We start from the raw sequence: 24,068 nt of genomic DNA, 5'->3' as shown, positions 1-24,068 counted from the left end.
GCCGAACCTGCGCGCGTACACCGGCAGGTCGGTCCCGCCCCCCGCCAGGGAGATTCGGAGGGGTGCACTGCTGATCCACAAGGTTCTCTCCGTTCTTCGAGTCCGGCTCATTCGAGTCCGGCTGATGTCCGGACCGCGCGAAGCTCCTCGGCGGCCCGCTCCGGGTCCACCTCGCTCACAAAGACGCCGGCACCGAGCTCGCCCGCCGCCAGCCGTTTCGGTCCGCCGGTACCCGCGCGGTCCGTGAAGATCTGCAGATGGAGGTGGAAGACCTCGCGGTCCTCCGTGACCGGCGCCTGGATCCAGAGCGCCATGTACGGCAACGGCCCGCCCGGGAGTCCGGCCAGCCGACGCAGGACCGAGCCGTAGAGCTGCGCCAGCTCCGCCCGCTCGGCCGGGGTCAGGGCGGCCAGATCCGGCAGGTGGCGCCGAGGGTAGAGGTGGATCTCGTAGGGCCACCGCGCGGCGTACGGCACGAACGCCGTCCAGTGATCGCCGCGCTCCACCACCCGCGAGCCGGCGGCCTCCTGCCGCTGCACCTCGCAGAAGAGGCAGCCGGCACCCCGGGCCGCCGAGTGGCGGGCCGCGTCCCGCATCCGGGCGATCCGCGGCGGCACGAACGGGTAGGCGTAAACCTGGCCGTGCGCGTGGGAGACGGTGGCCCCGACCTCGGCTCCGTGGTTCTCGAAACAGAAGACGTACTGCACGCCCGGCATCGCGCCCAGCTCGGCCGTCCGGTCCGCCAGCGCCTCGATCACGGTGACCAGCCGAGCAGCCGGAAGCAGCGCCGGGGTGACGTCGTGTTCGCTGCTGTAGCTGATCACCTCACAACGGCCGGCCGCCGCTGCGGATCTGGGCAGCGGTCCGACCGGAGCGAAGTCCGCCGTCCAGGGCCCGGAAAGGGCCGGGAAGCGGTTCTCGAAGACCGCGACGTCGTACCGGGCGGCCGGAATCTCCGTCAGGTCGTCGCCACGCGTGGGGCAGAGTGGGCAGAGCGCCCCGGTCGCCGCCCGCCGACGGCGGTGCGGGGCGACGATCACCCACTCCTCCATCAGCGGATCCCAGCGCAGCTCCGAGCGGTCGGGAGTCCAGTGCCCCGCGCTCGGCCCGTCCGAGGGGTCGGCCAGGATCGGGGCCTCGCCGTAGTAGTAGATCTCCCGCCCGTCCGGGAGCCGGTCGCTGCTCCGGGTGGCGGTCATGACGGCCCTCCCCCCGGAGCCGCCGTCCGGGCCAGCTCCATCAGCTCCGCCTGCCGGGGCTTTCCGGTCGGTGTGCGCGGGATCTCCGCCAGCACGATGAAGCGGCGCGGCAGTTGGTGGGGAGCGAGCGACCTTGCGCAGTGCTCGAAGAGTCCGGCCTCGGAGAGTGAACCGGATGAGGCCCGCGACGCCGTCACGAACGCCGCGATCCACTGGTCACCGCCGGCCGCGTCCACGCCGATCACGGCCGCCTCCCCGACACCGTCCGCGCGGCGGATCACCGCTTCGATCTCGTAAGGGTCCGCCTTCCGGCCGTGCACGTTGATCACGTCGGTGACCCGGCCGGTCAGGTGGAGCCGCCCCTGCCCGTCGAGCCAGCCGAGGTCGCCGGTCAGTACCCCGTCACGGGTGAACGGGTCCACCGGAAGGGAGAGTTGGGCGGCCCCGACGTACCCGGAGGCCGCGTGGTCACTGCGCACGACCACAGCCGCCGGGGCATCGGCGGTACCGGCGGTCACCGTCACGCCCGGGTACGGGGCGCCGACGCATCGCGCGTCCGGGGAGGCGTCCAGATCGATCGAGACCGCCCCGCACTCCGAGGAGCCGTACTGCTGCGAGATCGCCCTGCCCCAAGACGCCGCGAACCGAGCGGCCGTCTCGGCCGCCAGCGGGGCGCCGGCGCTGACGCACAACCGTGGCGGTTCCACAGCCGACGGGGCGGGCGCGCCCGCGGCCCACAAGTCGTACAGGGCGGGGACCGCCACCACCGCCTCGGGCGACCACTGGGCCAGACAGGCGCCGAACTGACGCCAGGTCAGCGGCCGGGAGACCACCGCACTGGCTCCGGCCGCCAGCACGGCAAGGCCGCCCATGACGAAGCCGTACGCGTGCGGCAACGGAGCCGCGCACAGTACACGCACGCCGGGCCGGTAACCGACCCTCCGCAGGACAGCCGCGACTTCCGCCGCCAGCGCCCGCGCCTCGTGGATCGCGGCCTTGCGCACTCCGGAGGTCCCCGAGGTGTGGAAGTGCACACCGGGCCGCGCGTCCCGGACCGGATCTGCCACCGCCAGCATCCGCAGCTCACCGGTCGCGCCGGCGGGACTGTCCGCCACCAGGGCGACCGCCCGTTCGTGGCTCGCGATCCCCTCGGCCTCGGACGCCGGCAGGTCGGGCTGTGTGAGGTAGACGGCGTGACCGCGCCGCAGGGCGGCCATGCTCCAGGCCAGCAGCCCCGCAGGATCGGACACGCTCACCCCGACGACCATTCCCGGAGCGATCCGGTCGGCCAGCAGCACCGAACGCTCGGCGACCATCTGGCGCAGGGCACGGTAGGACACGACCCGTCGTCCGGGGACGATGACGGCCGGCTGCTCGGAGTCGGGAAGGCCGTCGATGAGGCTGTCGAGGTCCACGACGCGGTCGTGGGCTGAGTCGGCGGCCATGTCAGCGCACACCTCCCTGCTGGACGGATCCGGTGGACCTGGTACGCCCGGCGGACGCCAGGATGTGCCGGAGTGCCTCGGCCGTCGTCGGTGCGACGACGTCGGGTTCGGCCGTGCTGCCGGTGGGCGGCAGCGAGCCGCCGACCAGCGCGGTACGGCAGCCGGCCCGCCGGCCCGCCTCGACATCGCCGAGGACGTCCCCGACCATCCAGGAGGCCCGGAGATCGATGCGGAGATCCGCCGCCGCTGCGGTCAGCATGCCGGGTTCGGGTTTGCGACAGCCGCACCGGACCGCCAACTGCCCGACGACGCCGTCCGGATGGTGCGGGCAGTGGTAGATCCCGTCCAGCCGCACCCCGGACTCGGCCAGTCGGTCGCGCAGGTGGTCGTGCATCGCCGCCAGGTCGGCCTGGCCGAAGTAACCACGGGCCAGGCCGGACTGGTTTGTGACCACCACGAGCAGGCGGCCCTGGGCCTGCAGCGCCCGCAGCAGCGTCGGCACCCCCGGCTGGAGGACCAGGTCCGCCGGCCGGCTCGGATAGTGCCGGGGCAGTGTCAGGGTTCCGTCGCGGTCCAGGAACACCGCCGGGCGGCCGCTCACCGGGTCCCGGCCACTGTGCCCGCCAAGACCGGCTGAGCTCGCCCTCGCACCACCGAGCGCAGGTGTCTGGTGATGACGTGCACCAGCATCATATGGATGTCCTCCTCGCGCTCGATGCTCCCGCCGGGAACGGCGATGAAGGCGTCGCAGAGCTCCCTGGCAGCCCCACCCGGCGAGCCGAGCAGCCCGACGGTGACCGCCCCCGACTCGCGCGCGAACCGCAGGGCGCGCAGCACGTTCGGCGAGTTGCCGCTGGTGCTGATGCCCACCACGACGTCCCCGGGCTCCAGCAGGCCCGCCAACTGGCCGCTGAACACGGTCTCGTAGCCCTCGTCGTTGGCCCAGGCGGTCAGCGCCGGCACGTGGTCGACCAGGGACACCGCCCGGACCGGCGGCGCGCCCGGGAATCTGGTGTTCTTCACGATGTCGACGGCCATGTGGGACGCGGTGGCCGCGCTGCCGCCGTTGCCGCAGACGAAGATGGTCCGGCGGGCGCGGTAGGCCTGTTCCAGCAGGCCCAGTACCGGAAGCAGCGCCGGGACCGGGAGGTCGGCGAGCGCGAGGCGGAGCGCCTCGACGTACCCCCGGGCAGCGGCCGCCGGGTCCGGGTCGGTGAGGTCCGGTCCCGTGGGGGCCGGTGCGGGGACAGTGGTCATGACGTCCTGGCCGATGTGCTCTGGCGGACCGTGCCGAGGCTCCGCATGCGGAGGTCGGCCTCGGCGGTCCCGTCGATGAAGTCGGGCTGGGCGACCGCCCAGTCGAGGTACTCCTGGATGACATCCCGGAGCGGCACCTCGGGGCGCCAGCCGAGTTGCTCCAAGCGGCCGATCGCGGAGAGGACGTGCCGGGTGTCGCCCGCCCGGTAGGCCCCGGGCACCTCGGGCGTCACCTCGACCCCGGCGCACTCACCGACCAACCGGGCGTAGTCGAGAATGCTCACCCGGCGGCCGCCTCCGACGTTGAGGGCCTGGCCCACCGCGCGCTCGTCCTCGAGCACCAACCGGTTGGCCCGGACCACGTCGTGAACGGAGACGTAGTCGCGAAGCTGGCTGCCGTCCTCGTAACAGACCGGCGGCTGCCCGTTGAGGACCCGCTGGGCGAAGATCCGTAGGATGCCGGAGTAGGCGTTCCGGAAGGACTGCCGGCTGCCCTGGACGATCGAGTAGCGCAGCGCAACGGTGGGAATGCCGTACCGCTCGCCGAGTGCGAGGGCGGCCAACTCCTGCCCGTACTTGGAGATGGCGTAGGAGTTGTGCGGGCTGACCTCGCTCTCGTCGGTCCAGTCCGGCACCGGCACGGCTCCGCACCGTGGACATCGCAGCTCCCAGTCACCGCGGTCGAGCCGCTCCACGGACCGCGCGCGCAAACGCAGCACCTCGTCCCCGCCGCAGTCCAGGCAGCGGTAGGCACCCTCCCCGTACACCGCCTGGCTGGAGGCCACCACCACCCGCTGCGGCCGCTGGCCGCGTGCCACCAGGACCTCGTAGAGCAGCGCGGTGGACGCGGTGTTGGTGGTGAAGAAGGTGGAGAAGTCGGGCAGGTAGTCCTGATAGGCCGCCAGATGGTAGACCGCGTCGACGCCATCCAGAGCCGTCTCCCACGCGGAGCGGTCCCGGACATCGCCGTCGATCCACTCCACGCCACGGGCCAGGAGGTGCTCCGGGAACCGTCGGTCGGCGTGGACCGGAGGCAGCAGCGCGTCAAGCACTCTGACCTGATGGCCCTCGTCGAGGAGGCGGTCTGCGGTGTGGGAGCCGATGAATCCGGCCCCACCGGTGATCAGTACCCTCATGTCGAATCCCTCGGGTCTCGGGTGAACAGCTCGCCCAGTCGCTCGGCCACGCACAGTGCGAGCAGATGGGTGTTGGCACGCAACGGAGTCGGCATGACGCTGGTGTCACCGACGTGGAGGCCCTCGACTCCGTGGACTTCGCATCGCTCGTCCACGACGTCGCCCCGGTCGGGGTCGGGCCCCATCGGGCAGCCGCCGTGCAGGTGGTGGGCGGTCACTGCGGATCCGGCCACGTCCTGCACGCCGACCGTGTAGGGGGAGGCGGAGCCCCCCGCCACCGGCAGTGCGCGCGGCAACAGGGTGTCCGAGCGGCCACCGTGCCCGGCGACACTCACCAGGCGGGGCGCGTGGGCGCCCAGCCGTAGCAGAGCGGTGGTGCGCAGCACCCGGTGCCCGAAGGTGACGGCTCGGTGGAGATCCGCCAGGTCCGCTGCGGGGTAGTCGAACTCGATCAGCGGGTTTCCGTCCGGGCCGCGCGGGTCGAGCCGGATCCGGCCGGTCCCGCGTGGTGCCGACAACGAGGCCACCAGGACTCCGCGTTGCAGGGCGGCCGGCGCCGGGAGCAGCCGGAAGTCGTGGTACATCTCCAGGACGAGGTCGGGCAGTCCGTCGCCGTCCTCGGCGGTGTGCCGCATCATCACCTGGAACCAGAGTGGGTCCGGCCGGCCGTGGCCCGAACGGAGGCCGAAGCTGGTCCAGACCGCCGGGTGGTCTCGCAGCCTGGTGCCGACACCGGGAAGCGGCACCAGGACCGGAAGCCCGGCCGCCCGAAGCTCGGCGGGCTCCCCGACGCCGGATCGCAGCAGAAGCATGGCGGAGGCCACCGCCCCGGCGGTGAGCACCACGTGCCGGGCCAGGTGCCGCTCGCACCCTCGTTCGGCGCTGACCGTCTCCACGCCCTCGACCCGCCCACCGCGCAGCAGCAGCCGGGTGGCCCTCGTGCCGGCGAGCAGGGTCAGGCCCGGTCGGGCGCGTGCCGGGTCGAGGTACGCGCGCCGGGCGGTCTCCTTCACGGTCCCCCTGCGGGCCTGGGGGACGAGGCCGACGCCGGTTGCGGTCTGGGCGTTGAGATCGGGGCAGTACGGCACGCCGAGTTCGCCGCAGCCGTCGAGGAACGCCTCGTGCAGCGGCTGCCGTTCAACGGCCAGGCTGCGCCGGATGCCCAGTACGCCGGTCGACCCGGTGTCCCGGTCCGCCTCGACCCGGGCGAGGACGGGCAGCAGCCGCCGGTGGCTCCAGGATGCCCCGGCCCGCTCCGCCCAGCGGTCGTAGTCGGCGGGCAGGCCGCGCAGCGCGACCCCGCCCTGGAGCAGGGAGGTCCCGCCTACCGCCCTGATTCTCGGGAGCGGAAACTCGGTCCGCCAGCCGGGCACCCGGGCCGTCAGCCGCCAGTCCGCTCCGGGCGGTAACCTGCCCGGTTCCGCCATCGCCCGTGCCAGCTCGGCGTCGTCCGGCCCGGCCTCGATCAGCAGCACCGTCCGGTCGCCCGCCGCGCTCAGCCGGGCGGCCAGCGCACAGCCGGCCGCACCGCCTCCCACCACGATGGTGTCGTGGTGGGAGGCCGGTGCCGGGTTCGCCGTGCTCATCGGGTACCGCCCGTCGGCCAGCCGTCAATCCCGCGCAGGACCTCGGCGCTGAGGCGGGCGTTCTCCCGCAGCGTCCGGGTGACCCTGGTGTCGCGGTCGTACTTCATCTCGACCGCGCAGGCTCCGAGCGCGGGCAGGTCGCTCAGGGCCTTCGCGACGGCGGGCAGGTCGAGAACCCCCTCGCCGACGCTCTCGCACCAGCGGCCGTCCGGTGCGACGTCCCGAACGTGCAGGGTGCGCACCACCGGCCCGAACCGCCGCAGCAGGTCCACCGGGTCCTCCCCGGCCCGCACCACGCAGCCGAGATCCAGGCAGAGCCGCACGGGTGCGCCGAGGGACCGTTCGACGGTCTCCTCGGCCAAACGCGCGCCGCCCTGCAGTGCGGTCTCGTGCGGGTGCCAGCAGACCGCCAGGCCGTGCGGTTCCAGGCGTCGCGCGAGTTCGACGAGGACTCGCGCGATCGCGACGGGCGCGCCGTCGTAACCGGCGGGGTAGCGACGGCGCTCGGCGGCCGGGGGAACGGTCACCACGTTGAGGAACCGGTAGCCGAGCGGCACGGCCTGGACCGCCTGTTCGACCAGTAGACCGAGGGCCTCGTCCGGGATGCCGGTGCTGACCTGGACGAACAGGCAGTCCAGGCCCAGCTCCCACCCTTCGAGGCTGCGCCGGGCAGCGGCGGCGGCCTGCGGCGAACCGCCGACCCAGCTCAGGCTCGCCTCCAGTCCGTCGTAACCGCCGTGAACCGCGTCCGCGATGCCCCGTAGCAGGATGCCGGGGATACCGTCCTCCGCGGTGCGCCCGTCGGCGGGCCGCCACGCGTACGCGTGCGGCGTCATCCGCCACAGCAGCGTCGGCGGTGTGGTGGCACTCATCGCGACCGCATCCCGGCCACTCGGAGCAGCGCGGTCCGGGACACCGGAATGGTGACGCCGGTGATGTCCCGCGCCTCGTCACTCGCCAGGAAGAGCACCGTGGTGGCGATCTCCTCCGGCCGCTGCCAGCGTTCGGCGACCGCGTCCGGGACCGGGGTGTCCTCGGCGGCACCGGTCTCCTGCTGCCAGGTACGGGTCGTCATACCGGTCAGCACCTGCCCGGGCGAGACGCAGTTGGTCCGGATGTTGGCGCCGTGGAACCAATCGTTGGAGAGCTGCTTCGCGAGCACCGGCATGGCCGCCTTGGCGGCGGTGTACGCGAACCGGCCGGCGCACCCGATGTGCGCACAGTTGGACCCGCTCAGGACGATGGAGCCGCCGCCGCGCGCCCGCATCGCCGGGACGGCGTACTTGCAGGTGAGGAACGTCCCCTTGAGCAGGGTGTCGATCTGGACGTCCCACTCCTCCATGGTCTGGTCGACGACGTTGCCGCGTTCGAAGATGCCCGCGTTGCAGAACGCGATGTCCAAGCCGCCGTACGTGGCGACGGCCGCGTCCACGGCCTCCCGGCAGTCGTCGGCGTTGCGGACATCCCCGGGCACCGCGAGCGCGCGACCGCCCGAGGCCCGAATCTCCTGCTCCACCCGGAGCGTCTGCTCCTTCTGGATGTCCAGAAGGACGACCGCCGCGCCCTCGGCGGCGAACATCCTGGCGGTGGTCTCACCGATTCCGGACGCGGCGCCGGTCACCAGGGCCACCCGGTCGGCGAAGCGCTGGGTGTCAGCCACCGAGGACCACCTCCTCGCAGATGTCGGTCCAGGTCGACATGCCGGTGAGCACCTCGTCCCAGAACCGGCGGTCCTCCGCCGGGGTCGCGTCCGAGGTGAAGGCGGAGCGGAGCGCGTCGACCAGCTCTCGGTAGCAGTCCAGGTAGCTGGAGCCGGTGAACCTGATACCGCGCAGGGCGTCCACCAGCCGTTCGGTGAGCACCATGCCGGGCAACTCCCCCCACAGGTCCTGCAGGTGGTCGTGCGGATTCCGGTCCTGCCGTACCAGGGGGCGGCCGAAGGTGACCAGGTCGCCGAGGTGGTCGGCGATCGCCCGGGTGGCGTAGGACATCCAAATGTCGTCGTACCGGTCGATGCGCACGCCTCGGTAGCGGGGGCCCATGACGACCAGGTACATGGACGCCAGCAGGTCGCGGTGGAAGGCGGTGTTCTGCGAGTTGAACGGGCACCACGTCCCGGTGTCCAGGCCCAGCGGGAGCTTGGCGTCGCCGGCCAGTCCGATCACCTCGGCCGGGGTCACGAGCCGGCTGACGGCGTCCACGTCGGGTTCGCCCAGCCACAGTCCCGCGTTGACGACGACGCGGCCGGTGCGCCGGACGGTCGTCCAGGTGTCCTCCTGTTGCCGCAGGCTCTGCGGCCAGCCTCGCGGCACGATCCGGTGTGAGTCGGTCCGCAGCAGGTTGCAGACGTTGGCCCAGCCTCCCTCCGTCCGCACGCAGTCCACCTCAGCAGTGGTGCCGACGATGGAGTGGCCGGCCAGGAAGTCGTCCTCCGTGACGTGGTTGTCGTCGTCGATGCTGATGATCACCTCGGCGCCCTGCTCGGCGGCGTGCAGATAGCCGAGGTTGCGCCGCTGGATGGAGTTCCACGGCAGCAGCGAGCCCAGCGCGGGAACCCGGGCGTTCCACTTCTCCTGGTCGTCGACGTCGAGGTAGGTCCAGCTGTTGCCTCCCCAGTCGAGGCCCTCCAGCCAGCCCCGGGTCTCCGGCGGACTCTTCCGGTCGCCGACGATCACCAGGTCGAGGTCGGTACGGCCGGACGCCGCGAACTGGGCCAGGTAGTCCTTGAGCAGGTAGGGGATGTTGATCGTCGTGGTGACGATCGCGGTACGCGGGGTCATCCTGTGGATCCTTCGGTCAGCTGGGAGTAGAGCGAGGAGAATTCGGCCGCAGTACGCGACCAGGACCAGTCCTGGGCGAGGGCCCGGCCACGAGCGGCTGCCACCGCATCCGGATCGGCGCGCAGCCAGTCAAGGGCCTCCATGACGGTCTGCCGAACGGCTTCGGCGGTCTGCTCGGGGATGAAGAAGCCGGTGCCGTCCGCCGGTGCCGTCCGGATGTCCGTGACGGTGTCGGCCAGGCCGCCCACCCGGGTGACCACCGGCAGGGTGCCGTAGGCCATGGCGATCAGCTGGTTGAGGCCGCACGGCTCCGCGCGCGAGGGCATGACGGTGAAGTCGGAGCCCGCGTACACCAGCCAGGCGACCTCCTGGTCGAACCGCGGCAGGCAGGCCACCGCGCCGGGGAGCTCGTCGACCAGTTCGTCACATGCCCCGCGCAGCTCGGCCACGGCCGGTCCGACCAGGACCAGTTGTGCCCGTCCTGCCCTCAGGAGCGGCCGGAGCCCGTCGAGCAGCAGGTCGGTGCCCTTCTCGGCGACCAGCCGGGAGCAGACACCGAGCACCGGGATGCCGTCGTCCTCCCGTAGCCCGAGCCGGTGTTGCAGCCTCAGCTTGTTCAGCTGCTTCCCCGCCTCGACGGACTCGGGGTCCGCGGGGTCGAAGGGCTGGGTCGGGCGGCCGGCCGCTCCGGGGTGCCAGACGCCGGGGTCGACTCCGGAGACGATCCCGCTGAGTGACAGGTCGGCCAGCGCCCTACCGACGGCGGTGCCGTCGAACTCACCTGCCAGTCCGGCCGCGTAGGCGGGGCTGCAGGTGACCGCGGCGTCCGCTGAGAGCAGCCCGAGCAGCAGCAGACTCGCCTCGCCGGGTGCCCGGAGGAGTGTGGCCACCGCCTCCTCGGGCAGGCCGAGCTCGTCCGGCGGGCCCGTCAGCGCACCCTGGTAGACCGCACTGTGAATGTTCATCAGCAGCCTGGGCCGCTGCCCGTCCCGCCGGGCCGCGGCCAGGTGGGCGAGCGCCGCCCCCGACTGCCAGTCGTTGGCGTGGACGAGGTCGTAGCGGATGCCCGTACGGCGCACCCACTCCGCCACGCACCAGCCGAAGAACGCCGCCCGTTCGACCGCGTCGGGGAACTCGACGTACGACTCGTCGCGGTAGAGGCCGCCGCGCGCGTACCAGCGGTCCGCCCGGACCAGGTAGACCTCACAGGGGCCCCCGTGGTCGAGCAGGCGCACCACCGTCGCCTCGGCCCTCACCCCGGCGACGGAGCGGGCCGGCAGCCGGCAGACCTCCTCCACCCGGTGACCGCTCCGCTCGACCAGCCACGGGTAGTAGGGCAGCACCAGATCGTGCCGGATGCCGCGCTCCGACTGCAGAGCCGCCGGGAGCGCGCGGCTGGTGAGACCCAGCCCGCCCTCGGTGAACAGTGGGGCGTACTCCTGGGTGATGTACAAGCACCTCACGGGCTCTCCTCCCCGTCCTCGGCGTGGTCACGGTCCACCGGCTCGGCATGCACCCAGATGCCGAACACGTGTATGTCGGGATTGACCGGCAGCCACACGGCCACGGTGTCGTGGGGCGGTTCGAGCTCGACCTCCCGGCGCCACAGCCGCGGGACCGGCCCTTGGACGTCGCGGCCGTTCTCCCGCAGGAAGGAGCAGGCTGCCACGCAGCTCTCGCCGTTCGCCGGGGTGGCGGCCAGGAAGTCGGTCAGCCCCAGCCCCACCGGACGCCGGGCGATCCCCGGGGTGCCGCTCTCCAGCAGCAGCTCGTCCCGGTAGGAGCCGCCCGTGCACGCGCCCAGGACCCCGAGGGAGCGCACCCGCAGGGGCTCCGGGAGGTCGATCCGCTGGCCCACGCACTCGACGTTGTCGGGCGCGCCGAGCCCCCAGCGCGGAGGAAGCCCGCCCATCAGGTCCTCGAGATGGCGCAGTTCCTCCGCGGGGAAGGAACGGCCCAGGCCGTCCAGGCCGGTCCCGGCGGCGGCGCCCGGAAGGGCGCACCCGGCGTTGTTCCGGTGGTCCCTCAGATCCAGCGCCCGCAGGACGGACGCGCGGCTCAGCCTTCCCATGCCGGAACCTCCGGTCCTCCCCCGAGCAGCTCGCCGGCCGCCTGGAGATCACCGGCGACCCGCCCGAGCCGCCGGGCGACCTCGTCCCGGTAGCGCGCGGTGCGGGCCGGGCTCGCCAGGCCCGAGTGCAGCAGCATGGAGCGGGCCGCCAGCCAGTCCTGTGAGGCGCGTTCGACGGCGGCGGCTGTCGGCCGCGTGTCGTCGGCAGCCGGGAGGGCCAGCAGGTACCTGGCGAACCAGCGCAGCGTGTGGTGGTAGTTCCACATGCCCCGCATCAGCCGGGTCACCCTCCGGCGCTCGTCGTCCGCCCCACCACGTGCGTCGGGCCGGGCCAACCGTGGTGTGAGTTCGAAGAGCCGGTCCAGCGAGTCACTCAGGTACGCGGCCAGCTCGACGCCGCTGAGCTCCTCGCCGCCGCACCCCGAGAGGGCGGCCGCATGGACCTGAAGCTCCTTTGGCGAGCCGACCCCGACGGTGCCGGCGACCGGCCCCCAGTCCGCCACCTCGAGCCAGCCCTGGCCGATGTCCGAGCCGAGCAGCGCGGGTTCCAGATCGGCCAGCGGCACCCGGTTGTCGACGAAGGTCACGTCGACCGCGTCGGTCAGTCGCACCGTGCCGTCGGCCGGGTTGAACTGGCGCAGGGTCAGCGCGTGCAGGGCGTGCACCCGCCCCCGGTCCAGCCAGTAGTGGTCCAGGTGGAAGGTGTCCACGACGACGACCAACGGGTCGCCGGCGTGGAGCGCCGCCGTCAGGCCGCCCCACCCGTCCTCGTCGGCGAGCCGGCCGCGCACGACCCGGTGACCACGGGCGGCCATCGAATCGATCAGCGCCGGGACCAGGTCGCCGAAGACGGGGCCGTCCTGGGTCCGTCGCGCGCGGGTCGCGGCGGTGTTGCCGAGCACGGTCGTCGGTTCGGCCCGGCCGTCGTGCTCCAGCAGCAGGGTTCCGAGGGTCGCGTGGTAGCAGCTCGCGTCCGTGAAGGCCGCCCCGGGCACCGCCGCCTGCGGCGCCGAGTCGATGTCCGTCTTCGGTGTGGTCACGCGAAGTGCCCTCGGGCGTCGGGCCGGGACGACCGGTCCTGGACCAGCTGCACCGCGTCGCGGACGGTCTTGAGGCTGAGGAAGTCGCTGTCGTAGGCGATGAGCCCGAAGGTCTCCTCGATGCTGACGACGAGATGTGCGAAGTCGAGCGAGTCCATGGCCAACGGCGGCTGCTCGAAGACGGAGTCCTCGGTGATCTCCGCTGCGGAGACGGGGGCGGTGGTGCTCTTGACCGCGACGATGAGTTCGCGGATCTGCTCGAAGACTTCCTGGCCGGACATGATTCTCCAAGGTGGGGGGCCTGACAGGGGGCCGGGCGGATGGGAGTGGTGGGTGGGCGTCAGCCGTTGCGGCGGTCGAGGAAGGCCGTGATCGTCCGGGTCAGTGCCCGGGCCTCGGTGACCTCGCGGATCGCACCGGAGATCCGGGCCGCACCTGCGGCGAACGAGCTGTCCGAGAGCACCTCCTCAACGGCCAGCCGCCACTCCTCGGCGGTGCACCAGCCATCGGTGGACTCGCCGGAGTAGCGCAGCCGGTGGGTGAAGTGGCGCGGCCCACCGTCCGAACGGGAGGTGCGGCGCAGGACGAAGCCCGCCTTGTGGGCTTCGGCGAAGAGCACTCCGTTGGCCTCCTGCTCGGACATGAACGGCAGGATGATCTGCGGTTTTCCGTGCATCAGGCTGGTCAGAACGGTGGAGTAGCCACCATGGTTGATCACCAGGTCGGCCCATCGGATCGGCTCGGAGATCCCGGTGAACCCGCCTGCCAGGACGTTCGGCGGCAGGGTGGGAAGCGCGTCGTCGGGGCGGAAGCCCAGGGACACGAAGGCCGCGCAGTCCAGCTCCGCGCACATGTCGAGGATCGGCTGGAGCTGATCGCCGGTGGCCTTGCCGCCGTGCCCGAGGGTGATGTAGATGCGGGTGCGGTCGCGACCGTGTCCGGCCAGCGTCTGTGCCACGGTGGACCACGGCGGATCCCAGAAGATCGGCCCGACGAAGTGCATGTCCTCGCGCCAGGGCAGGGGCTCCTGGTCCGCCTCCAGCTCGGGCACACTGGCTACCAGGGTCAGGTCCCCGATCAGCAGTTCGGTGACGTGGTCGACGGGGTCGACCGCCAGCTCGGCCGCGACCGTGTTGAAGGCGGGCACGCACGAGGGATACGGGCTGACCATGTCCTCGTCCGGCAGCCAGGGCATCCAGCTGTTGGCCGTCGGGCGGTAGAAGTCCGAGTCGCCGACCGAGATCACCGGCACGCCCAGATGCCGTGCCGCCAGCGCCGCGGTGGGCTGCATGTCCACCACGACGGCATCGGGCGCACAGTCCCTGATGGTCGCCACGTCGGTGAGGACATCCGCCCTGACCCGGTCCGCGTGGTAGTACCCGGCGATCGCGAAGGCGGTGTCCAGGGTGTCGATGGATATGTACTGGCCCTGGCGCCGGCCCATGTCCGGTACCGCGCGGTTGTGCCCGCTGGGGGCACCGACCACCTCGAAACCGGATCGGGCGACGATGCCCTCGGCTGTGTCGCAGGCGAACAGGCAGCGGTGCCCGGCTTCGCGCAGTTCGGTGGCGACCGTCAGGGCTCGGCCGATGTAGCCGAAGCCGACGCCGTGACTCCATGGGCTGAAGAGGAAGGTACGCGTGGCAGGTGTCATCAGAACTTTCCCGTGGTCGGGGCGAGTTGTGGAATGAAGTGGAGCGGGGCAGGGCTGCCGGCCGGGCCGGACAGGGCCTACAGCAGCCCGGCCGTGTCCAGCAGACCGAGGATGCGTCCGGGAGCCTCGCCGGCGGCGGCCCGAAGGCGCAGGCCCAGGGCCTCGGCCCGGGCCCGGTAGGAGGGGACGGAGTGCAGCTCGGTCACGGCTGCGGCCAGCAGCTCACCGTCCAGCTCCGCGCGGGTCCCGACGCCCGGGGCGGACCACCGGGTCACGATCGGCGCGGATTCGGCGCCGCCGGCCGGGGCGGCGGTGTCGACGGACGCGGGCGCGGCGCCGGCCTCCGTCTTCAGGAGGCAGAGCCCGGTGCCGGTGCTCTCCACCATGTACCGGCCGTTGCCCTCGTTCTCCGACATGGCGGGGATCACCAGGACCGGCTTGCCGGCCAGCAGCCCGGCCAGGATGGTGCTGTGGCCTCCGTGGCACACCACCACGTCGGCCCAGGCCGCCGCCGCGTTCAGCCCGCCGAAGGAGTGCGGCAGCACCCGTGCGCCCGCCGGCACCGAGGAGGGTGGTGCGGCCAGGCCGGTGGCGAGGAGCAGCGCCCATGGTTCCCGGCCCGCGGCCGTCACGGCGGCCGTGGCCAGGCCGGCTGCGGCTACCGCGCCGCCGCCCACCGAGGCGTAGACCCGGGTCCGGTCCTCGGTGTCGAACGCGGCCAGCCGGTGGCCCAACTCCCCACCCCCGTCCGGATCCCAGATCAGGGGGCCGACGTGATGGACCCTCGGGTCGGTCGCGTAGCGGTCGGCGGGCCGCTCGACGTCCGGGATGCTTGCGATCAGTGCCAGGTCTCCCACCAGCAGGTCGCTGGTCTCCTCCGGCGCCGGGACCCCGAGTTCCCGCGCCACCTGTCGGAAGGCGGGCAGACTCGCGGGGAAGGGCGACAGTCTCGGTCCGCCACTCCCGGACACCATCCAGGGCATCCAGCCGTGGGTACCGGTCACGAAGAAGTCCGCGTCGGCGACGGACACCACCGGCACCCCCTCGCTCCGAGCCGCCAGCACCGCGGTCGGCTGCATGTGGGTGACCACCACATCGGGCGCGACGCGACGGATCAGCTCCCGGTCGCGCTCGACGTGCTCGCGTACCCGGGCAGGGTGGTAATAACCCACGCTGGCATAGGCGTTGTCCGGTCCGGTGACCGCGAGATAGCCGCGGCCGCGAAGCCCGGACCGGCGGATCGCGGGCGCCCCGCCGAGGACCGGCAGTCCGGCCGCGCGCACCATGTCGCCGACCGGATCGGCGGCGAAGAGCACCTCGTGACCGGCCGCGCCGAGCAGCCCTGCCAGCGCCAGGCATCGCCCGGTGTGCCCGGCACCGACATGCCACGGGAACATCAGGAACCGGCGGCCCATCAGCTGTCCTCCTTCCCGGTGCGAAGCTCGCCGGTGCCCGCTTCCCCGATGCCCAGTTCGGTCGCCCAGAACAGCGCCCGCAGAGCTCCCGACCGGACGTCCTCCAGGTGTGCCGACAGCGCGTCCGCGGAGCCGTCGAACACCCCCTGGCGGACGGCGGTCAGGCCGGGCCCGAGACGTAGGTGGAGTCCCCAGGTCAGGTGGCAGACGGCGAATCCCAGCTCCGCGTCCCGGCGCAGGTCGCGGCCCGCGATCTCGCTCAGGGCCGTGCCGTACTCCGCGAGGAGCGCCCGCTCGTCCGGTTCTCCCTCGCCGCCGAAGAGGCGGTAGAGCGAGACGAAGGTGGCCAGGTCGACGCCGACCGGTCCGACCCCGACGTGTTCCCAGTCGATCAGCACCAGGGTCCGGTCAGCGGTGAGGCCGAGATTCCGCAGGTGCAGATCTCCGTGGAGCAGCGTCGGGGTCAGCCCGTCGGCGACGGCCGTGAGCCGGCCGAGGGCGGCCAGACAGCCGTGCAGCCGCCGGACCTGCTCCGGTGAGAACAGCCCGGCCAGCCGCTCGTCCTGACCGAGCAGTTCGAGGTTCTCGTGTCCGGCCGGTACGTGGTGCGCGTAACCCGCGTACCCGTTCCGCTCCAACCAGGGGGTCGCCAGCACGCCGGGGTCGGCGGTCACCGGAGCGTGCAACCGGGCCAACCGGGCGGCCACGAGGTGCGCGTCCGCCACTGTCCAGCGCCGGTCCATCGCCTCCCCGATGTCCCGCATGAAGATCCACTCGCTGCCGCCGTGCCGCAGCGCTCCGGCGTCGGGCGCCGTGGCGAGCCCGTCCGGGAGGATCCCGCGCAGCGGGCTGCCGAAGAACCGGGTCTCCCGCTCGGTGAGCGCCGGGTCGCTCAGTTCCAGCAGCGACTGGTTACCCCCGGCCGGGAGCTTGGCGATCCACGAGGCCGGGCCGCCGTCTCCGAGGTCTGCGGACACCCGCAGCACGGTGGCCTGCCCGAGCCCCGGGGAGAGGTCCTCCGTCGAGAGGACCTTCACCGTGCGCCCGTGCTGCCACTGCCCGCTGGGCCCGAGCTGCCGGAGATGCTCCGCGAGAGCGCCCCCCACCTCTTCGGGAGACGGAAGCCGGCGATCGTTCATGTCATCCACCCAGAGTCGGTCGGGAGTCGTCTCAGACTGCGGCAGGGACGGTGTCCGGGGCGATGTCGCCGGTGGACGCACCGCCGGGCGTGACACCGCGCTCGGTCAACAGCTGGTCGAGGTTCTGCGCCAGCAGAGCGGGATCCCGGTGCGCCAGGTACCAGTCGAAGGTCTTGCGCACCCCCTCCGCGAACAGCGTGCCGGGCTGCCAGCCAAGGATATCGGCGGCGCGCTCAAAGCTGGCGATCCGGTTGACCGGGCCGGTCGGCATGTCGGTACGGAAGGCGAACTCCGGCTGGTAGCCAGCCATTTCGCAGATCATGTGAGCCGCCTCGAGAACAGTGATCCGCTCGGTGGTACCGAGGTTCACCGCGCTGCCGTCGTCGATGTGCTCGCCGGCCAGAATGGTGCCCGAGACGATGTCGTCGACGTAGGTCCAGTTCCGCACCTGGGTGCCGTCGCCCCAGATCTCGAACGGGTTCTGACGGATCAGCGCCCGGGCCATCATCGCGATGACCGCGTGGTTCTCGATGCCGCGCGGACCGTAGACCGTGAAGTAGCGGCAGGACGCGGCCTTGAGCCCGTACTCCTGGTGCATCGCTCGCAGGGTGAGCTCGCCCATCAGCTTGGCGTGGCCGTACATGCCGTCCGCGTCGTACGGCGGGCCGGCCAGATCCTCGGTGAGCAGCAGGTCGACGCTGAGGTCACCCTGCAGGTGCAGCGGGTAGATGCAGCCGGACGAGGCGTACACCACCTTCCGCACACCCGACTTGAGCGCGGTGCGGAAGACCAGGCCGTCGAGGTAGAGGTTCTCCGCGCACGCCGCCTGGTGGAGGTCCACATAGCCCCGGCCGCCGTGCGCCGCCGCCAGGTGGAACACGGTGTCGGCACCGGCGAGCACCCGCTCGGTCGCGGCGGCGTCCCGCAGGTCCGCCTCGTGGAAGGTGATGGCGCCGGAGGCCACCTGGTCCGCGATGTTCTCGAGGAGACCGCTGCTGAGGTTGTCCACCACGGTCACCCTGGCGCCCAGGGCCACCAGGGCGTCGGCCAGATGGGAGCCGATGAAGGAGGCGCCGCCGGTGACGACGACCGGTCGACCGGCCCAGAATGCCGAGGTGGGAATACCGGATCGGATGGACATGGTTATGTTCCCTTTCGTTGTCGGATCTCCTGACTGCGACAGAAATTCCACCGCAGTCAGGAGGAGGCGCTCGCATAGCGCCGTAGACCGCGCTTCCAGAGCCATCGGGAAAGTACGCACAGTGCCCCGCAGGCGAGGACTGCGAAAGTTCCCCTGAGGAGGCTTCCCCGCCCGGTCGCGAATTCTGCCGGGACGGCGGTCGAAACTGTCATCGGTAGAACGACCGTGAGGAACGTCCTGAGCCATCGGGGATAAACACCGGCGGGCCATTTCGCCGACTGGAAGCAGCTTTGTAGAATCGCCAGAATATTGTCAATACGGATCAGCCAGAAAACCGATGTCGCGGCAATGAACCAGACCGCACACATCAGGCACGCCCCGACGCCGACCAGGAGCAGCGCACCGGCGACCGGCGCCGGACCGGGGAGTCCCTGTATGCCGAGGGCGACGCCCACCACGGCGCAGCCGAGCGAGATGTCCACGGCCTTCCAGACCTGCACCTCGCGCAGTCCGACCAGCAGTTGCGCGTCGATGGGCTTGAGCAGGACGAAATCGAAGGTGCCGTTCAACACCTCGCGGACGAACCGGCTCAGGCTCGGATGGACCACGAGGTTCACGATCCCGCCGACGATCAGGTAGATGCCCGTGAGTAGGACCAACTGCGGAGCCGTCCAACCGGCCAGACTGTCGACCCGGCTGAACAGCACCTCGATCGCGCCCAGGGCCACCCCGAGCCCGATGACGGCGTCGAGAGCCTGCGCCGCGAAGTTTCCTCGGTACTGCAACTCCGCCTTCAGGGCCGCACGGAGATGGACCGTCAGCAGTCGCGCCCGGTTCATCCGCCCACCGCCGTGTGCCGGCGGAGCGCACGACGCCAGACCGTACGCAGCAGAACCAGACTCGCCACCAGCCAGCCGGCCTGGACGAGCAGCCCCCGGACCGCCTCCGCTGCCGGGTGCCTTCCCATGGCCAGCTCGACAGGGAACGCCACCATCCACGGGAACGGCGTCCACGACGCTGTCGCGTGAAGGGCGGCCGGCAAGGCCGTCAGCGGCGCGGCGAAGCCGCCGAGGAAGTGCGACACGAACCCGTAGACCCGTCCGAACGACTCCACCCGGGTCGTCCACAGGGCTGCCAGCGAGAGCGTCCATTCCAGCGACATCCGCAGCACCGCGCCGGTGAGCACGCTCGGAGCCGCCAGCGTCAGGTCGAGCACCCCGAGCCGGAACCGGACCTCCATGGTCAGGCAGAGCAGCACCGCCATCGGCACCACCGCCACCGCGGTGATGGCCTTGAAGGTGAGGTTCTCCGCGATGTCCCCGTGCAGCGGATGCACCGGTCTGAGCAGCAGGGCGGAGAAGCCACCCTCGCGGACCCTGCGGTCCATCACCATGAAGAACCAGGTGTAGCTCACGTGGTTCACCAGCATGACCAGCAGGTAGTAGGCGGCGAAGTCGCCGCCGGAGAACCCGCCCAGCTGCCCGCCGCCGGCTGCGGTGTGCCAGACCGCCAGGTAGAGCACGGGCTCCAGGGCGACCCCGAGGACCCATATGCACATGGCCGCCGGATACCGCCGTTGAACGCCCCACGAACCGGCGCAGTACGCCCGGTACAGGAGCAGTGCCGCCCTCATCGGGACAGGCCTTCCGTGAAGAACTGCCCGATCACGTCCTCCAGGCTGGGGTCCATGACCTGGAAGTCGTACACCTGGTCGATGGCCAGTAGACGGGCCACCGCATCGGGCGCCGCTGTGGACTCGACCCGGATCTCCGCCTCCTCCGAGCTCTGCGAGACCACCGTGCCGAGACTGCCGAGCTCTGCTGCCCCGCCCCGCAGTTTCACGGAGATCCGCTTGAACGGCGCGATGCGCGCCCTGAGCGCGTCCAGCCCGCCGTCGTACACCAGGCCGCCCTCGTGGATCACCAGCGCCCGGTCGCACAACTCGGCGATGTCGCCCATGTAGTGACTCGTCAGCAGGACGGTGGTGCCGCGGCGGCGGTTGTGCTCCCGGACGAAGGTCCGGATCCGCCGCTGCATCGAGATGTCCAGGCCGAGCGTCGGCTCGTCGAGGAACAGCAGGCTGGGGCAGTGGATCAGCGACGCCGCGATCTCGCAGCGCATGCGCTGCCCCAGCGACAGCGTCCGGGCGGTCCGGCCCAGCAGCGGGCCGAGCTCGAGCATCTCGACGAGTTCCTGCCGGGTGCGCCGGAACTCACCGTCCGGCACCCGGTAGACGATCCGGTTCAGCTCCAGGGAGTCCTTGATCGGGATGTCCCACACCAGTTGCTGGCGCTGGCCCATCACGAAAGCGATCGAACGCAGGAAATCCCGGTCCCGGTCGGCGGGCCGGTAGCCGCCGACCCGAACCTCCCCGGCGGTCGGATGCAGCAGGCCGGAGAGCAGCTTGAGCGTGGTCGTCTTGCCTGCCCCGTTGGGCCCGAGAAATCCCACCACCTCGCCCGGCTCGATGTGGAAGCCGATGCCGTCGACCGCGGTGACCTCACCGGCCGTCCGGTCGGCTGCCCGCCGAAACCACCGCCCACCGGCCGGGCGCAGCCGGAAACTCTTCCGGAGCCCCTCGACCACGATCCGGGCCTCGCGGATATCCGTCACTGCCAGATCGGGTTGTCGGGGGCGAGCGCAGGAGTCGTGTCCGTCGCGCCGGCCGTGACGGTCGAGGCCGCTTCGGAATCCGCCGTGACCGCTCGCGTAATCACCGGTGAATCAGCGCCTCGCACAGGCCCGGAGACAAGGACTCCGACAACGGCGAGAGCGGTGACAATTAATCCTTTGACAACTCTGTGACGGCTCACGACTTATTCTCCCGGTTTCCGCTGGTCCATCCGTGCTCTCGCACTCAGTATGGAATCCCGCCGAAGGCATCACCATAGGTTGCGGATGGCCCGTTTATGCAGTTGCATAAACGGGCCACCCGTACGTTGAAATCCCGCTCGAGTACCACTCGAGGTCATTCACCGCAGTCGGGGCGGGCCGGCGTCGGGGGCGGGTGGCATCGCCGCCACCAGACGTCGCCACCGTCACGACACGGTTCTGCCCCCGCCGGTCGCGCCGCCCCGACGCCCAGCGCTCTGCCGGCGATTCGCTGCTGTTGGACGCCGGATTCACGTTCGGCTCCGGGTCCGACCGACACGAGCGGGCCGGCGCCGGCGCCAGGCTGCGCGGCGTCGTCCGGCGGATCCCGGCCATGCCGCTCCTGGCCTGGCGCCTGGCCTGGCGGGAAGACCGGTGTGCCCTCCTCTGGGAGGTGAGTGCCGAGGTCGGCCGCGGCCGCTGCGGGGTCGTCGAGCAGGTCCCACGCACCCTCCGGGATCAGCGCGCGAGGGCGCTGAAGCATCCCGGCTCCGAATCCGCATGTGGGAACAGGCGGGCCCCGGGCCGGCGGTGGCGCCGGCCCGGGGCCCGATCAGGGTTCCCCGGCGGGATCGGAGCAGGATCAGCCGTCGTTCTCCGCGGACGGCAGGTACGCGCCGGGCACGTCGTCCGGCGCATGGATCTCCCTCTCGCCCGGGTATGGGGTGGTCCAGTTGTGCGTCTCGTACCAGACCAGGTGGTTCATCTGCGCCGGGTTCGCGTAGTCCGGCACCGCGTTCGGGCCGGTGAGCCGCTGCTTCGCCTTCCACGCGGCCCACTGGGCCGCGACGGCCTGCTCCGCCGCCGGCGGCGCGGTCGTGGCCGGAGCCGCCGCCGCGTGGCCGTCCTGAGCCCCGGGCACGTCGACACCGCACGAGGGCGGCGTGGACAGGCCGTCGGTCAGCGCGGTCCGGTTGGGCACCGCCGTGAACGACGTGAAGTCCGGCTTGTCGGTGAAGGCCGTGGCCATCGGGCTGGCCGCGCTGTCCTTCTGGTTCATCGGGTGGATCCCGAGGATCTGCTCGATGGTGCGGATCATCGTGATCTGTGAGTAGTACCGGCTGTCGACGGTCCCGTGCTGCGCCCAGGGGCTGATGATCTGGATCGGGGCGCGGTGGCCGTCAACGTGGTCGAGGCCGGCCTGGGAGTCGTCCTCGACCACGAAGATCGCCGAGTCCTTCCAGTACTCGCTGTGCGAGATCTCGTCGACGATCTTGCCGACCGCCAGGTCGTTGTCGGCGACCTGCGCGGCCGGGCTCGCCGGACCACCGGTGTGGTCGCTGGACAGCCACAGCGTGTTGAGGTTGGCCGGACCGTTCTGCTCGAAGTCCCGCTTCCAGATCTGGTACCGGTACTGGTCCGGAACCTCGAGGTCGAACTTGGGGAAGCCGGGTACCGACACGCTGTTGAGCGAGGGGATCGGCGACGACGACTTGAGGGGGTAGGCGCTGTCCTGCCCGGTCGCGTCCATGTTCTTCGCGTCGCAGTACAGGTTCTGCCAGCTCGCGCCGTCGGGCTTGGTCAGGAACTGGTGGAACTCCCCGTAGTCCCGGACGTCCTGGCCCGCCGCCTGCGCGCCCGTCCACAGGAAGCCCGACCTCTGGTGGCCCAGGCCGTCGTCCTCGGTGTCGTAGCTGCGCTCGTACTCACCCGCCGAGGACTCGGTGTACTCCGGGTTGTCGGCCTGCATCAGCCAGTTGTGGCCCTCGGCGGAGTTCGTGCCGATGTCGTAGGTGTTGTCGTAGAGCCCGAACTGCTCGGCCAGTGCGTGCTGGTTCGGCGTCACGTTCGTGCCGAACTGGGTCAGCTTCGGATCGCCGTTGCCCTTCGCCATGTCGCCGAAGAGCTGGTCGTAGGTCCGGTTCTCCTTGACGATCAGGAAGACATGCTTGATCGTCGACGGGTCGCCGATCCGCGCCGGCACCGGCACCGGCTTCGCCTTGTGCCGGCCGGCCGTCTGGACCGAGCCGCTGGTCCAGCCGTTCTGCCGGAAGACCTTGGCGGTCTGGGACCGGATCTCCCGGTCACCGGGCAGCGTGAACCGGGTCAGGCTGGAGGTCGTGTCGTGGGTGTTGTGCGCGCCGGTGGAGTTGGGCCGCCGCGCGTCGACGCCGCGGGTGTTGGAGACGACCACCTTCGAGCCGACGGTGGTGATCTCCGTCGGGAAGTAGTCCGTGGGCAGCAGGCCGACGTAACTGACCGGCTCCTGCGGGCTGGTGTAGCGGTAGACGGCCACCGCGTTGGCGCGGCCGAGGGTGACCAGCAAATGCCCGTCGTCGGTGAGCGTCACCGCGTCGGGCTCGTAGCCCACCGAGGCCTCCGGCCACGGCTTGGTGGAGATCCGCTGCACGACCTTGTCCTGCTTGGTGTCGATGACCGACACGTCGTCGGTGGCGGTGTCGGTGACGAACAGCGCCCCGTTCTTCGCGTACACCGCCGTCGGGTGCAGGCCGACGGCGATGGACCCGCTGGTGGCGGCCGGGTCCGCGAGGTCGATCACGCTGACGGTGCCCGTGGTCGTGGCACCGGTCGCCGGGTCGGCCGGCACCTGCGTGCCGTAGGAGTTGAGCGTGTCGTCATCGGGCGTGGCCGCGCGCCCGCCCTCGTTGCTGACGTACAGCTTGTGACCGACCTGCACCATGCCGCGCGGCGCGTTGCCGACCGTCCAGCTCTGCCCGATCGCTCCGGTCGCCGCGTTGATCGCGACCACCCGGTTCTGCCCGTTGACCGCCGCGTACACCGTCGAGCCGTCGGAGGAGAACACCGCACCCGACGCCAGCGCGTGCTTGTCCCCGTCGGCCGGGATCGACACCTTCACCGGGTTGGACAGGGATCCGTCGGCGTTCACGGAGAACCTGGTGTAGCCGTCGAGCTGGCCCAGCCACAGCTGCGAGCCGTCCGGCGAGTACACCGGGGCCGCCTGGCCGACCGACCCGTCGGTCAGGTGCAGGTCGTCCACCTTGGCCTTGCCGACGCGCTGCTGCACCCGCCCGGTCTTCAGGTCCACCACGACCAGCGACGCGTCGCCGTCGGCGACCGAGGCGGCCAGGTGACCGCCGTCCGGGCTGGCCGTGGACGCCATGACCTTGCCGTCGTTGATGACGAGCCGACTGCCGTACGGGGCGATGTACTGGTCGCTGGAGATGACCTGGCCATTGGCGGTGACCTGGCCGACCTGGTCCGTACCGAACTGATGGGTGGTCGCGAATGCCGTGCCCGTGGCCACGGCCACCGCCGTGATGCACGCCGTGGCGAGTGTGGCACGGCGGCCCGTACGCCGACCGAGAAGGACGAAGTGCTCCTTCTGGACGCGTCGACGACGCGTTACCTGCAT

General features: G+C 71.5%; 21 protein-coding genes. All 21 read right to left on the bottom strand.

The features are described 5' to 3' along the window. Positions 1-107 precede the first annotated feature (107 nt). The 21 genes from galT to ACWDAK_RS04535 all read right to left on the bottom strand — a co-directional run bounded on the left by galT (position 108) and on the right by ACWDAK_RS04535 (position 24,068). Positions 108-1,199, bottom strand: a complete 1,092-nt coding sequence (galT, locus tag ACWDAK_RS04635) for a galactose-1-phosphate uridylyltransferase (protein WP_427393080.1) — start codon at positions 1,197-1,199, stop codon at positions 108-110. Next, positions 1,196-2,644 (bottom strand): class I adenylate-forming enzyme family protein, encoded by a 1,449-nt coding sequence (locus ACWDAK_RS04630; protein ID WP_344634458.1) that lies wholly within the window; start codon positions 2,642-2,644, stop codon positions 1,196-1,198. The genes galT and ACWDAK_RS04630 overlap by 4 nt, the downstream gene beginning before the upstream one ends. 1 nt (position 2,645) lies before the next feature. Next, entirely contained in the window at positions 2,646-3,245 is a 600-nt protein-coding gene (locus tag ACWDAK_RS04625) for a D-glycero-alpha-D-manno-heptose-1,7-bisphosphate 7-phosphatase (RefSeq protein WP_344634459.1), read from the bottom strand. Beyond that, positions 3,242-3,901 carry a D-sedoheptulose-7-phosphate isomerase gene (locus ACWDAK_RS04620; RefSeq protein ID WP_344634460.1) on the bottom strand — a complete coding sequence of 220 codons (660 nt, stop codon included), beginning with the start codon at positions 3,899-3,901 and terminating at the stop codon, positions 3,242-3,244. Before ACWDAK_RS04620 ends, ACWDAK_RS04625 begins: the two co-directional genes overlap by 4 nt. Further along, positions 3,898-5,037 carry an NAD-dependent epimerase/dehydratase family protein gene (locus tag ACWDAK_RS04615; RefSeq protein ID WP_344634461.1) on the bottom strand — a complete coding sequence of 380 codons (1,140 nt, stop codon included), beginning with the start codon at positions 5,035-5,037 and terminating at the stop codon, positions 3,898-3,900. Before ACWDAK_RS04615 ends, ACWDAK_RS04620 begins: the two co-directional genes overlap by 4 nt. Next, positions 5,034-6,623 carry a GMC family oxidoreductase gene (locus tag ACWDAK_RS04610; RefSeq protein WP_344634462.1) on the bottom strand — a complete coding sequence of 530 codons (1,590 nt, stop codon included), beginning with the start codon at positions 6,621-6,623 and terminating at the stop codon, positions 5,034-5,036. The genes ACWDAK_RS04615 and ACWDAK_RS04610 overlap by 4 nt, the downstream gene beginning before the upstream one ends. Further along, complete coding sequence (locus ACWDAK_RS04605) at positions 6,620-7,495, bottom strand: sugar phosphate isomerase/epimerase family protein (RefSeq protein WP_344634463.1); 876 nt, start codon at positions 7,493-7,495, stop codon at positions 6,620-6,622. The genes ACWDAK_RS04610 and ACWDAK_RS04605 overlap by 4 nt, the downstream gene beginning before the upstream one ends. Continuing rightward, positions 7,492-8,283 carry an SDR family NAD(P)-dependent oxidoreductase gene (locus tag ACWDAK_RS04600; protein WP_344634464.1) on the bottom strand — a complete coding sequence of 264 codons (792 nt, stop codon included), beginning with the start codon at positions 8,281-8,283 and terminating at the stop codon, positions 7,492-7,494. Before ACWDAK_RS04600 ends, ACWDAK_RS04605 begins: the two co-directional genes overlap by 4 nt. Continuing rightward, entirely contained in the window at positions 8,276-9,403 is a 1,128-nt protein-coding gene (locus ACWDAK_RS04595; RefSeq protein WP_344634465.1) for a hypothetical protein, read from the bottom strand. Before ACWDAK_RS04595 ends, ACWDAK_RS04600 begins: the two co-directional genes overlap by 8 nt. Beyond that, positions 9,400-10,866 carry a glycogen synthase gene (locus tag ACWDAK_RS04590; protein ID WP_344634466.1) on the bottom strand — a complete coding sequence of 489 codons (1,467 nt, stop codon included), beginning with the start codon at positions 10,864-10,866 and terminating at the stop codon, positions 9,400-9,402. Before ACWDAK_RS04590 ends, ACWDAK_RS04595 begins: the two co-directional genes overlap by 4 nt. Continuing rightward, positions 10,863-11,474: a hypothetical protein gene (locus tag ACWDAK_RS04585; RefSeq protein ID WP_344634467.1), complete on the bottom strand. Its 612-nt coding sequence runs from the start codon at positions 11,472-11,474 to the stop codon at positions 10,863-10,865. Before ACWDAK_RS04585 ends, ACWDAK_RS04590 begins: the two co-directional genes overlap by 4 nt. Further along, entirely contained in the window at positions 11,462-12,514 is a 1,053-nt protein-coding gene (locus ACWDAK_RS04580) for a cysteine peptidase family C39 domain-containing protein (protein WP_427393079.1), read from the bottom strand. Before ACWDAK_RS04580 ends, ACWDAK_RS04585 begins: the two co-directional genes overlap by 13 nt. After that, positions 12,511-12,795 (bottom strand): acyl carrier protein, encoded by a 285-nt coding sequence (locus tag ACWDAK_RS04575; RefSeq protein WP_344634469.1) that lies wholly within the window; start codon positions 12,793-12,795, stop codon positions 12,511-12,513. The genes ACWDAK_RS04580 and ACWDAK_RS04575 overlap by 4 nt, the downstream gene beginning before the upstream one ends. Before the next feature lie 59 nt (positions 12,796-12,854). Continuing rightward, positions 12,855-14,168 carry a glycosyltransferase gene (locus ACWDAK_RS04570; RefSeq protein ID WP_344634470.1) on the bottom strand — a complete coding sequence of 438 codons (1,314 nt, stop codon included), beginning with the start codon at positions 14,166-14,168 and terminating at the stop codon, positions 12,855-12,857. Between the two features lie 77 nt (positions 14,169-14,245). Continuing rightward, positions 14,246-15,583: a glycosyltransferase gene (locus tag ACWDAK_RS04565; RefSeq protein ID WP_344634471.1), complete on the bottom strand. Its 1,338-nt coding sequence runs from the start codon at positions 15,581-15,583 to the stop codon at positions 14,246-14,248. Next, the gene (locus ACWDAK_RS04560; protein WP_427393078.1) at positions 15,583-16,722 is read right to left on the bottom strand and encodes a phosphotransferase family protein; all 1,140 of its coding nucleotides are present in this window, start codon (positions 16,720-16,722) and stop codon (positions 15,583-15,585) included. Before ACWDAK_RS04560 ends, ACWDAK_RS04565 begins: the two co-directional genes overlap by 1 nt. 31 nt (positions 16,723-16,753) lie before the next feature. Then, positions 16,754-17,863 (bottom strand): SDR family NAD(P)-dependent oxidoreductase, encoded by a 1,110-nt coding sequence (locus ACWDAK_RS04555; protein ID WP_344634473.1) that lies wholly within the window; start codon positions 17,861-17,863, stop codon positions 16,754-16,756. A gap of 56 nt (positions 17,864-17,919) precedes the next feature. Continuing rightward, entirely contained in the window at positions 17,920-18,702 is a 783-nt protein-coding gene (locus tag ACWDAK_RS04550; protein ID WP_344634474.1) for an ABC transporter permease, read from the bottom strand. Then, positions 18,699-19,421 carry an ABC-2 family transporter protein gene (locus ACWDAK_RS04545; protein ID WP_344634475.1) on the bottom strand — a complete coding sequence of 241 codons (723 nt, stop codon included), beginning with the start codon at positions 19,419-19,421 and terminating at the stop codon, positions 18,699-18,701. Before ACWDAK_RS04545 ends, ACWDAK_RS04550 begins: the two co-directional genes overlap by 4 nt. Before the next feature lie 71 nt (positions 19,422-19,492). Then, positions 19,493-20,476, bottom strand: coding sequence for an ABC transporter ATP-binding protein (locus ACWDAK_RS04540; RefSeq protein WP_344634476.1), 984 nt, complete (start codon positions 20,474-20,476; stop codon positions 19,493-19,495). A gap of 841 nt (positions 20,477-21,317) precedes the next feature. Further along, positions 21,318-24,068, bottom strand: a complete 2,751-nt coding sequence (locus ACWDAK_RS04535) for a bifunctional YncE family protein/alkaline phosphatase family protein (protein WP_427393077.1) — start codon at positions 24,066-24,068, stop codon at positions 21,318-21,320.

Source organism: Kitasatospora sp. NPDC001175 (genome assembly GCF_053598215.1).
This window is presented reverse-complemented; position numbering and strand designations above follow the sequence as displayed.